Annotated in this window: 10 protein-coding genes; all 10 read right to left on the reverse strand. The window is 66.8% G+C overall.

Annotated elements, in window-relative coordinates; translation table 11 throughout:
- Positions 1-13: 13 nt before the first annotated feature.
- The 10 genes from G539_RS0104205 to G539_RS0104250 all read right to left on the reverse strand — a co-directional run bounded on the left by G539_RS0104205 (position 14) and on the right by G539_RS0104250 (position 10858).
- A complete protein-coding gene (locus tag G539_RS0104205) occupies positions 14-1516 on the reverse strand; it encodes a pyridoxal-phosphate dependent enzyme (RefSeq protein ID WP_029074091.1) in 1503 nt (500 codons plus the stop codon).
- A 131-nt stretch (positions 1517-1647) separates the two neighbouring features.
- Positions 1648-4059: a 5-amino-6-(D-ribitylamino)uracil--L-tyrosine 4-hydroxyphenyl transferase CofH gene (gene cofH / locus G539_RS0104210; RefSeq protein ID WP_029074092.1), complete on the reverse strand. Its 2412-nt coding sequence runs from the start codon at positions 4057-4059 to the stop codon at positions 1648-1650.
- A complete protein-coding gene (gene cofC / locus G539_RS0104215; protein WP_035829961.1) occupies positions 4056-4760 on the reverse strand; it encodes a 2-phospho-L-lactate guanylyltransferase in 705 nt (234 codons plus the stop codon). The genes cofH and cofC overlap by 4 nt, the downstream gene beginning before the upstream one ends.
- Positions 4757-5752 carry a 2-phospho-L-lactate transferase gene (gene cofD / locus G539_RS0104220; RefSeq protein WP_029074094.1) on the reverse strand — a complete coding sequence of 332 codons (996 nt, stop codon included), beginning with the start codon at positions 5750-5752 and terminating at the stop codon, positions 4757-4759. Before cofD ends, cofC begins: the two co-directional genes overlap by 4 nt.
- A complete protein-coding gene (gene cofE / locus G539_RS0104225) occupies positions 5749-6516 on the reverse strand; it encodes a coenzyme F420-0:L-glutamate ligase (RefSeq protein WP_029074095.1) in 768 nt (255 codons plus the stop codon). The genes cofD and cofE overlap by 4 nt, the downstream gene beginning before the upstream one ends.
- Positions 6517-6521: 5 nt before the next feature.
- Positions 6522-7187, reverse strand: coding sequence for an NADPH-dependent F420 reductase (gene npdG, locus G539_RS0104230; protein WP_029074096.1), 666 nt, complete (start codon positions 7185-7187; stop codon positions 6522-6524).
- Positions 7188-7436: 249 nt separating this feature from the next.
- Complete coding sequence (locus G539_RS0104235) at positions 7437-8156, reverse strand: ABC transporter ATP-binding protein (RefSeq protein WP_029074097.1); 720 nt, start codon at positions 8154-8156, stop codon at positions 7437-7439.
- Positions 8149-8946, reverse strand: coding sequence for an ABC transporter ATP-binding protein (locus G539_RS0104240; RefSeq protein WP_029074098.1), 798 nt, complete (start codon positions 8944-8946; stop codon positions 8149-8151). Before G539_RS0104240 ends, G539_RS0104235 begins: the two co-directional genes overlap by 8 nt.
- Positions 8943-9989, reverse strand: coding sequence for a branched-chain amino acid ABC transporter permease (locus G539_RS0104245; protein WP_029074099.1), 1047 nt, complete (start codon positions 9987-9989; stop codon positions 8943-8945). The genes G539_RS0104240 and G539_RS0104245 overlap by 4 nt, the downstream gene beginning before the upstream one ends.
- Positions 9986-10858 carry a branched-chain amino acid ABC transporter permease gene (locus G539_RS0104250; RefSeq protein ID WP_029074100.1) on the reverse strand — a complete coding sequence of 291 codons (873 nt, stop codon included), beginning with the start codon at positions 10856-10858 and terminating at the stop codon, positions 9986-9988. The genes G539_RS0104245 and G539_RS0104250 overlap by 4 nt, the downstream gene beginning before the upstream one ends.
- Positions 10859-11068 lie beyond the last annotated feature (210 nt).

Here is an 11068-nt window from a genome sequence, read left to right on the forward strand (position 1 = left end):
AACGCCGCTTCTGCTAGTTCAGGCCGACTTCGGCGTTGAATTCGGTGATGAGCCGGTCCCAGGCGGGCACGGACGCGGCGATGTCCTTCCAGAAGGACTGGCTCCGGCGGCTGTCGAAATCCTCGACCGAGACGCCCTGCTGCTCGACCCAGGTGTAGTAGCCGAGGTTGAAAACGCGCCGCCGCCCCGGCTGGCCGAGCTCAAGGACGTTCTCATCCGAGAGTTCGGTGAGGCAGGATGCGAAGATCCCGCCCGCATCCGCCGTCGAAAAGCCGGCGGGGTAGAACTTGCGCTCGGCGCCGCCGAGTTCGGTGCCGTAGAGCCGCGCGCTGTCGGTCGCGATCGTCATGACGACGTCGTCGGGGCCGTAATCCATGTAGCGCGCCAGCTTGATCGAGGCGGCGATGTTGGCGAGGCCGGAGATGCCGATCTCGGCGAAGGCGGCGACGAGATCGCCGTCGAGGTCCGGCCGCGACGCCAGATAGGCCTGGCCCGCCTCGGTGTTGAACAGCAGGTTGAGCTTGTCGCTGACCCGGTCGGAGACGGCGATGACGAAATCCGAGTTCATCACGTTGTGGATCAGCGGGATGTGCTTGTCGCCGATGCCCTGGATGTTGTGCTCGCCATAGCCGTTCTCGAGCATGGTCGGGCATTCGAGCGCCTCGACGGCGGCGATCCGGGTGCCGAAGACTTCCTTCAGATGGTCGCCGGCCGCGATGGTGCCGGCCGAGCCGGTCGCCGAAACGAAGGCCGCAAGCCGCGCGTCGCCGCGCTTCGCCTGCACGTCGGCGAAGACGCGCTCGCAGGCGATGCCGGTGCAGGCGTAGTGCGCCATGTAGTTCGAGAAGGCCGAGAACTGGTTGAGGATGACGTTCTCATCCTTCGCCGCCAGTTCGTGGCACTTGTCATAGATTTCCTTGACGTTGCTCTCGGTGCCGGGTGTGCGGATGATGTGCGTGGGATCGGCGACCCAGCGCTCCAGCCAGTCATAGCGCTCGCGGCTCATACCCTCCGGCAGCACGGCGATGCCGTCGCAGCCGAGGATGCGCGAGACGGCGACGCCGCCGCGGCAATAATTGCCGGTCGAGGGCCAGACGGCGCGGTTGCGGTCGGGATCGAACTGGCCCGTCACGAGGCGCGTCACCAGCCCGGCATAGGCCGGCAGCACCTTGTGCGCGCCGATCATCGGGAAGCGCGAGCCGAGCAGCACGACAATCGGCGCCGCGACGCCGGTCAGCGCCGGCGGCAGAACGACATGGGCCGGCACCTCGACGCGGCCACGACGGTCGGCCGCGTTGTACCAGTGCACGCGCCAGAGATTTTCGGCCTCGGGCGCGTCGGGATCGATCTCGGCGAGGCGCGCCTCGATATGGGCGGGAATCGGTTCCTGACCGGAGAGCTGGGCGAAGGTCGGCAGCACGATGCCCCGGCTGCGCGCCCGCTCGATGGCGGCGCGGCGCCCTTCCCCATCCGCGATTTCTGGCCTGGCGACGAGACCCGTCACGACATCCGCCATTTCCGAAAGCTCCCGTCCCCGTTTCACCGTCATGCCCGACGGTTAAAAGAGGCTATCATACTAATGTTAGTACTACTATCCCATGACGTGAATATTCCACCGCGCGGGAAGCGCGGTGGAATGGCGGCGTTTCAGCCGGCGTAGGCGGGCTGCGGAGCGTCCTGGGCCGGCTGGCAGGCGGCGAAAGAGCGTTCCAGCAATGTCGCCGGCGCGTTGCCGTAGAGGGTCGTGCGCTGGCGCGGCAGGCGCCCGGCGGCGCGGATGATCTCTTCCATCCGCTGCGGCGTCATCTCCTGGCCATGGCTGGCGCCGGCCGAGCGCGAGATGCTCTCGTCCATCAGCGTGCCGCCGAGGTCGTTGACGCCGGCGTTGAGGACATGGCGCGCCCCCTCCGGACCCAGCTTCACCCAGGAGGTCTGGATGTTGGTGATGTGGGGATGCAGCGCGAGCCGGGCGACGGCGTGCATCAGCACGGTCTCGCGGAAGGTCGGTCCCGGCCGGGACTTGCCCTTCAGGTAGATCGGCGCCTCCATGTGGACGAAGGGCAGCGGCACGAACTCGGTGAAACCACCGGTCTCGGCCTGCAGGTCGCGGACGCGGATTAGGTGGCGGGCCCAATGCTCGTAGCGCTCGATGTGGCCGAACATGATCGTCGCGGTCGAGCGGAAGCCGAGGCCGTGCGCGGTGCGCATGACGTCGAGCCACTCGTCGGTCTTGACCTTGTCGGCGCAGAGCAGCGCCCGCACCTCGTCGTCGAGGATCTCGGCGGCCGTGCCCGGCAGCGTGTTGAGACCCGCCTCCTTCAGCCGCTGCAGGAACTCGCCGACCGGGACGCCGAGCGTCTTGGCGCCCTGCGAAACCTCGAGCGGCGAGAAGGCGTGCATGTGCATGTTCGGCACGGCTGATTTCACGGTGGCGCAGAGATCGAGATATTTCTGGCCCGTATAGGACGGGTGGATGCCGCCCTGCATGCAGACCTCGGAGGCGCCGCGTTCGGCCGCCTCACGCACCCGCTGCGCCACTTCCGCCATCTCCAGATCATAGGGGCGTCCGCGCAGGTTCTCGCTCATCTTCCCCTTCGAGAAGGCGCAGAACTGGCACTTGTAGTAGCAGACATTGGTGTAGTTGATGTTGCGCGTGACGACATAGCTGACGATGTCGCCGTTGACGCGACGGCGGAGATCGTCGGCCGCCTGGCAGACCGCCGTGAAGGCGTCGCCCCGCGCCCGGAACAGCCGCACGATCTCGCTTTCCGACAGTCTCTGCGCGGCCATCGCCTTGTCGAGGATGATCTCGAGGCCGACATCGATCCGCGCCGGAGCGCCCGCGGTGAGCAGAGAAACGTCGCGAGCCGGCAGCGGATCGGCGCGACCGGGGCACCAGCTGTCGGCACGCGGCCAGCCGTCGCCATCGACCAGATTGAACAGCGCGGTGCGGAGCGCCGGATCGACCCAGCGATAGGGATTGCGGGCGTGCGCCGGATAGATGGCGAGGCGCTCGGTCAGCTCCTTGCCGGCTTCGGCGGTTGCAGCGGCGAGCTCGCGCACATGCGGCCAGGGTGCCTCGGGATTGACGTGATCCGGCGTCACCGGCGACACGCCGCCCCAGTCGTTGATGCCGGCGGCGACCAGCTGTGTCAGCGCGCCGGGGCTCAGATTGGGCGGCGCCTGGATGTTCATCTCCGGCTCGAACAGCAGCCGGGCGATGGCGATGGTCCAGAGATGGTCTTCCTCAGACGGCGCCTCGATATCCGCCATCTTGGTGCCGGGCTTCGGCCGGAAGTTCTGGACGATGATCTCCTGGATATGGCCGTGCGCATCGTTCAGCTCGCGCAGCGCCAGCAGCGAGTCGATCCGTTCCTCGCGCGTCTCGCCGATGCCGATCAGGATGCCCGACGTAAACGGCACGGCACGCTCGCCGGCGCGGCGGATGGTGTCGAGGCGGGCCGCCGGCAGCTTGTCCGGCGAACCGTAATGCGCGCCGCCCTTGGCGCAGAGCCGCTCCGACGTGCTCTCGACCATGATGCCCTGCGAGATCGAGACCCCACGCAGGGCGTCGAGATCGGCGTCGGTCAGCAGGCCGGGATTGGCGTGCGGCAGCAGGCCGGTCTCCTTCAGCACCATTGCCGCCATTTCGACAAGATAGGAAATCGTCGTCTCGTGGCCGAGCGCCGCCAGTTCATCGCGGGCCGCCTTGTAGCGAAGCTCCGGCTTGTCGCCGAGGGTGAACAGCGCCTCCTTGCAGCCCGCCTTCTTGCCGGCCTCGGCGATCGCCAGAACCTCCTCGCGCGTCAGGAAGGCGCGCTCCCCCTTCCGGGGCGGATGGGCGAAGGTGCAGTAGTGGCAGACGTCGCGGCAGAGCTGCGTCAGCGGAATGAAGACTTTTCGCGAATACGAGACCTGGTCGCCATGCGCGAAGTCGCGCCGCGCCGAGGCGGCGCCAAGCAGCGGCGACAGGTCGTCCATATCGACGAGGCCGAGGGCCTCGGCGCGCGTCAGCCGGCGGTCATGGGCAAAGTCGGCGAGAAGCGTCTGGATGCTCATGGTGAAACTGCCTCCTTGAAGGAACCGGCGACGGCGGGAACGGGGGAGCCGCGAAGCTGACGGATGAGCGCGCGCGTGCATGGCGCGGCGTTGCTTCCGGCATCGATGAACAGATCGGCCGCAACGTCGATGTCGTGGCCGGCGCCCTCGAGCCGCAGGATCTGCGGCGTGATGCCGAGCGCATGCGCGGCGGCGACGTGGCGCGCGAAGCTGTCGGGCCCGAAGGCCGGCGGCATCAGCAGCGGCGGCGCGACCGCCAGCATGTTGGTGCCGCCGTCGCGCGTCGCGGGGACCACGACGATCGGGCTGCGGCGGGTCGCGTCGAGCACGGCCTCGAATTCCGGCACGGTGACGAAGGGAATGTCGCCGGGGACCACGACGGCGCCCGCATGATAGCGGTCGTCGAGCCAATGCATGCCGTGCAGCACGGCTTCGTTGAAGCCGGTCTCCGGCGGGTCGGCCAGCACAGCGGCCTCGAACTCGGTCGCGAGCGCGGCGACCTCGACGTCGCTGGTGACGACGAGGATACCCCCGAGGCCTTCGACACGGGACAATGTCCCGAGCACGTCGGACAGCATAGCCTTGGCCAGCTGCTGGCGATCGGCCGGATCGAGAACATCGGCCAGGCGCGACTTGGCACGATCGAGCCGCTTGACGGGAACCAGCGCCCAGATATCCGGACCAGCCAGGATCGGTGTCATCGCGCTGCCACCCGGGCTGGAGCAGCGATTGTGCGCGCGAGCGTGTCAGCGAAGGCGAGCACCGCGGCGGCGAGATGCTCGCGGTCGGCGTCGCTCTTCATCAGCGTCGGGGTGACATGGACCGGCAGGCCGATCTCGTCGCGCTCGCCGGCGTCGACCGTGTCGATGACGAGGCCGTCGAGCAGGCCGTCATAATGCTGCGCGATGGCGCGCGACGTGGCGGGAACGCCGAGCTCGGCCATGATCTTCGCCGTCGGCCCCTTCACCGCTTTCCCGCCGATGATCGGCGACACTGCGACAACCGGCGCCTTGGCCTGCTCCAGAAGCGTGCGGATACCCGGCGCCGCGAGGATCGGATCGATGCTGAGGAAAGGATTGGAGGGGCAGATGACGATGGCGCGCAGGTCCGGATCGGAGAGCGCGGCGGCAACCGGCCCCGACGGACGCGCGCTGGCGGCGCCCTCGAAGGCGATGCCGAATACCTCAGGCGCGCAGCGGCGCTCGACGAAATAGCGCTGGAACGGCAGCTGGCCCTCGGAGGTGGCGAGCGTCGTGCGGATCGGATCGTCCGACATCGGCAGGAGCGTTGCCTCGATGCCGTGCGACCGCGCCGCCTTGGCCATGAAATCCGTCAGGGACTGGCCGGCGCGAAGCTGGTGCGTGCGCTCGACATGCAGAGCGAGGTCCCGGTCACCGAGCTGGAACCAGGCCTCGCCGCCGAGATGGCCGAGCGCCTGCATGAAGTTCCAGCTCTCGTCGGCGCGCCCCCAGCCAAGCTCCTTGTTGGCGATGCCGCCGAGCGTATAGAGGACGGTATCGAGATCCGGCGAGATGGCGAGGCCGAGATGCTCGAAATCGTCGCCCGTATTCACGACGAGCGTCAGGTCGGAACCGACCTGACGGGCAAGGCCCAGCGCCAGCTTGGCGCCGCCGACACCGCCGCAGAGCGCGACGACACGGCCGCTGCCCGATCCTGAAGACTGGCCACTCATCGGAACATATCCCTCTCGCGACTGCGGATCAGAGACTTGGCCGGCGTTTCCGGCGCCGGCGAACGGACGCCGCGGACGAGCACGGCGGGGATGCCTTCGTCGCCCTGCCCCATCAGCAGTGAGGCGGCGGAGGCCAGTTCGTCGGCCATGGCGATCTCGGTGACCTTCAGCTTGCGGCCGAACAGATCGGAGCCGCCGACGCGATCGACCAGCGATGAGACACCGGCCGCGCCGATCGCGACGCCGACGACGCCGTTGCGCCAGGGTCGGCCGAAGCTGTCGTTGATGACGACGCCGACCTTCGCGCCGAAGGCCGTGTCGAGGCGCTGCTTCAAGAGCGCCGCCGAACCGTCGGGATCGCGCGGCAGGAGCAGCACGCGGCTGCCCCTGTCATGGCTGATGTTCGACTCGTCGATGCCCGAATTGGCCATGACAAAGCCGAGGCGATGCGCGGTGACGATCACATGCGGACCGACCTTGACGATCTCGTCCGATTCCCGGAGCACCACTTCGACATGACGCGGGTCCTTGCCGACCTTTTCCGCCAGCGCCCGCGCCTCGTCCGAGGGCTCGACGCTGTCGAGATCGACATAGAGGCCGTCCGCCTTCGAGACGATCTTCTGGGCGACGACGAGGATGTCGCCGTCGACCAGCTCGAGGCCGTTGTCGCGGAGCACCCCGATCAGGATCTCCGCCAGATCGTCGCCCGGCTCGACGAGCGGAACGCCCGCGAGCGGATGAAGGGAAACGGACGCCGCGCACATGGGGATCAGGCCCGGACGGCGTCTTCGAGACCGGTGATGGCGATGCCGGCGCCCGGCACCTTGTAGGTGCGGTTGATGAAGATGAGCACCGAGGTCAGCGCCTCGGCCGCCGCGGAATTCGCGAGCACGCCGCCGCCGACACCACGATTGGCGACCGCGCCGGCCAGCTCGATCACGGCGTTGCGGGCTTCCTTGTCGTCGCTGAACACCAGCACGTCGCAGTCGATCTTGCCGCCGGCATGCAGCTTGGTGGCGCCGACATTGTGGAAGGCAGAGACGACGCGGACGTTCTCGCCGAGGATCTTCTGCGCGATCTGGGCAGCCGAACCTTCGGCCGGCAGCTGCACGGTCGACACCTTGGGCGGCACCAGCGGCACGGCGGCGTCGACGACGATCTTGCCCTGCACGACGTCGCGGATCTCGTTCAGCGTGGCGTCATGGCTGGCGAACGGCACGGCGAGGATGACGATATCGGCCTCGCGCGCGGCGCCGACATTGTCCTGGCCCTCGACGCCGGCGCCGAGTTCGGGCGCCATCGCCACGGCCTTGTCGCGCGAGCGCGAACCGATCAGCACCCGATAGCCGGCGGTGGCCCAGCACTTGGCCAGCCCCGAACCGAGGTCGCCGGTTCCCCCGATGATGCCAATGACCGGCTTCGACGTATCGGACATGTGATCCCTGCCTGAATTGCTCGTGTTGAGGCTGCCTGCGGAGTCTGACCGGCTCGCTCACGAGCCCCTCACCCACCCCCGTTTGGCTTTCACCATGAGAGAGTCATACTATCAATAGAAAGATAAGACAATATCATTCGCGCGCGCCCGCAGCCGGGCAAAAGTGCCAGCCGAAGCCGAAAACGACGAAGCCGGCCGCGCTAGGCGCGACCGGCTTCGGGATTAAGCAAAACGGCAAGCGGCCGCGCGTCAGGCGTGAGCAAGGCCCGCGCCGAGATAGGCCTCGCGCACATGCGGATCGTTGATCAGCTTCTCGCCCGGCCCTTCCAGCGCCATCGTGCCGGCCTCGAGCAGATAGGCGTAGTTGCACATGTCGAGCGCGGCATAGGCGTTCTGCTCCACCATCAGCACGGTGGTGCCGGATTCGCGGATGCCCTGGATGATGTCGAAGGTCTGCGCGACGATGTTCGGCGCGAGGCCGAGCGACGGTTCGTCGAACATGATCAGCTTCGGCCTCGACATCATGGCACGGCCAATGGCCAGCATCTGCTGCTCGCCGCCCGACAGCGTGCCCGCGACCTGCCGGCGCCGCTCCGCCAGACGTGGAAACAGGCTGAAGATGTGGTCGAGGTCGGAGGCGATCCCCTTGCTGTCGGAGCGCAGGTAGCAGCCCATCTCGAGGTTTTCGAGCACGGTCATCTGGCTGAAGACGCGCCGCCCCTCGGGACAGTGGGCGATGCCAAGCGAGAGGATGCGCCCCGCCGACATGCCAGTGATGTCCTCGCCGTCGAAGGTGATCTTGCCGCTCGCCGCCGGCACGAGGCCGGAGATCGCGCGCAGGGTCGTGCTCTTGCCGGCGCCGTTCGCACCGACCAGCACCACCAACTGCTTGGCCGGAACCTTCAGCGAAATGCCCTTGAGCGCGGTGACCTTGCCGTATCGGCAGACCAGGTTCGAGATCTCAAGCATGCTTCACTCCCTGCCCCAGATAAGCCTGGATGACGTCCGGATCGTTCTGGATCTCCTTCGGCGTGCCGTTGGCGATGATGCGGCCGTAGTTCAGCACCACGATGCGATCGGAGATGCCCATCACCATCGGCATGTCGTGCTCGACGAGCAGGATCGTCTTGCCGTTGGCCCGCAGCTTGTTGAGCAGGGCGACGAAGCGCCCCGTCTCGGACGCGTTCATGCCCGAAACCGGCTCGTCCAGGAGCAGAGCCGATGGATTGGCGGCAAGCGCCAGCGCCACGCCGAGCAGGCGCTGGTCACCATAGGGCAGGCTGCCGCCGAGCTCGTCGGCCTGGTGCTCGATGCCGACGAGGCGCAGGATTTCCCAGGCCTCCTCGCGCAGCGCCTTCTCCTGCCTGCGCTCGCGCGGCAGGCCGAAGATCGTACCGAAGAGGCTGGCGCTGGTGCGCCGATGCAGGCCGATCAGCACGTTGTCGAAGACCGAGATCTTCTCGAACACGCTGGTGCGCTGGAAGGTGCGGACCAGGCCGAGCGAGGTGACCTCGTGCGGCTTCAGCCCATTCAGCGACTGCCCCTTGAAGGTCACCTGCCCCTTTGTCGGCTTCAGGAAGCCGGTGATGACGTTGAACGCCGTGGTCTTGCCGGCGCCGTTCGGCCCGATGAGGCTGACCAGCTCGCCCTCGTTGACGACGAAGTTCATGTCGGAGATGGCGATCAGGCCGCCGAAATGCACCGCGACGTGCTCGATGGCGAGGATCGGCCGCGGCGCCCCCGTTGCAGCGACGGTCATGAACGCGCTCCCTTGCTCGATTCGAGGACGAGGCCGGCCGGCTTGCTGGCCGAGGCGCTGCCGCCCTTGCGGGTGAACCAGCGCTCGATCGCCGGAACGATGCCCTGCGGCAGGACGAAGACGATCAGGATCATCAGGAGGCCGTAGAGGATCCACTGCACCTCGGGACCGACATAGGAGCGCAGGACCACCGGCGCGATGCCGAAGATCAGGCCGCCGACCAGCGGTCCGGCGAGCGTGCCCTTGCCGCCGGTGATGACCATGATCACCATCGTGACGGTGTTCAGGAACATGAAGATCATCGGGTCGATGATCTGGATGTAGTGGGCATAGAGGCCGCCCGCGACACCTGCCATGGCGCCCGACAGAACGGCGGCCAGCACCAGATACTTGGTCACGCTGATGCCGACCGAGACGGCGAGCGTCTCGTTCTCGCGCAGCGCGATCATCGCCCGGCCATAGGGCGAATTGACCAGCCGCTTGATCAGGATGTAGGCGAGCACGATCGTCGCCAGCACGACATAGTAGTTCTGCGCCTTGCCCCAGAGGGTGGCATAGCCGGTCCACTCGAAGCCGAGCGTCAGCGGCGGGATGCCGGGCAGAGCCAGCGGGCCGTTGGTGAGCTCGACCCAGTTCAGCGAGACGAGACGCACCACCTCGGCGAACGAGATCGTGACGATCACGAAATAGGCGCCGCGGACGCGGAAGGCGAGCTTGCCGATCACATAGCCACAGAGGCCGGCCACGATCGTTCCGAACAGGACGCCGATCACCGCCGGCCAGGGCTCATGCGTGATCTGGAGACCGAAGATCTCGACGCTGAAGCCAAGCGAGGTCAGCGCGCTGACATAGGCGCCGATGCCGAAGAAGGCGACATGGCCGAGGCTGAGCTGCCCGGTATAGCCGAGCAGCAGGTTGAGGCTCATGGCGGCGATCACGAAGATGCCGGTCACGACCAGGGTGTGCAGGAAATACTGGTCCTGCAGCCAAAGCGGCACCGAGGCAAAGAACGCAACGGCGATGTAGGGAAGCAGTCGTTTCATCCGATGCGCTCCGAACGTGCGAACAGGCCCGTGGGCTTGAAGAGAAGAACGATGATGATGATCAGGAAGCCCATGGCGTCGCGGTAGCCCGACGAGATGTAGCCAGCACCGATCTCCTCCGCGACGGCGAGCATGAAGCCACCGATCGCCGCGCCCGTGATGTTGCCGAGACCGCCGAGGATGACGATCGCGAAGGCCTTCAGCGAGGCGAGATCGCCCATCGTCGGCGTGACGACGAACACCGGTCCGAGCAGTGCGCCGGCCGCGGCGCCGAGGCCGGAACCGAGCGCGAAGGTGGTGGTGTAGATGGCGTTGACGTTGACGCCCATCAGCGCGGCGGTGCCGCCGTCCTGGAAGGTCGCCCGCATCGCCTTGCCGAGCTTGGTGCGGTTGATGAGGAAGTAGGTAGCGGCGATCAGCACGACGGAGACGACGAGCACCATCACGCGCAGCCAGGAGATCGAGACCGGCCCGATGACGAGCGGCGCCTCCGGCAGCGGCGAGGGAATGGATTTGGCGATGCCGCCCCAGATCAGGTGCTCGGCATTCTGCATCACGATCCAGGCGCCGATCATCAGCAGCATGGTCGTGTCGATGTCGGCGCCGCGCTTCGGCCTGAGCAGGGTGAATTCGATCACCGAGCCCATGGCCATGCCGGCCACGATCGCGAAGGCGATCGCGACGAAGAAGTTCAACCCGAGCACGGTCGCGAAGAAATACATCATGTACGCGCCAAGCGCATACAACTCGCCATGCGTGAAATTGACGATCCGCATGATGCCGAAGATCAGGGTCAGCCCTATGCCCAACAAGGCATAGGTGCCACCCATGATGAGCGCATTGACGAGATGCTGAAATAGCTGATCCAAGACTGGTCCTCACCCTAATGGCAATCAGATCATGGCTTCCGATGCGGGCCCGCCGGCGCCCTCGCCAGGAGGATCGACAAGACAACACAACGGGTTCCCGGCCCGCGCATCGCGCACCGGGTTGAAATGACGATCTAGCCGCGCCGTCTCGGCGCCATCGCCCTACGTAAAGTCAGCCATTACCATCGCCCTCCACTGCTGCCTGGCAGC

Source organism: Kaistia adipata DSM 17808 (assembly GCF_000423225.1).
Lineage (GTDB): Bacteria > Pseudomonadota > Alphaproteobacteria > Rhizobiales > Kaistiaceae > Kaistia > Kaistia adipata.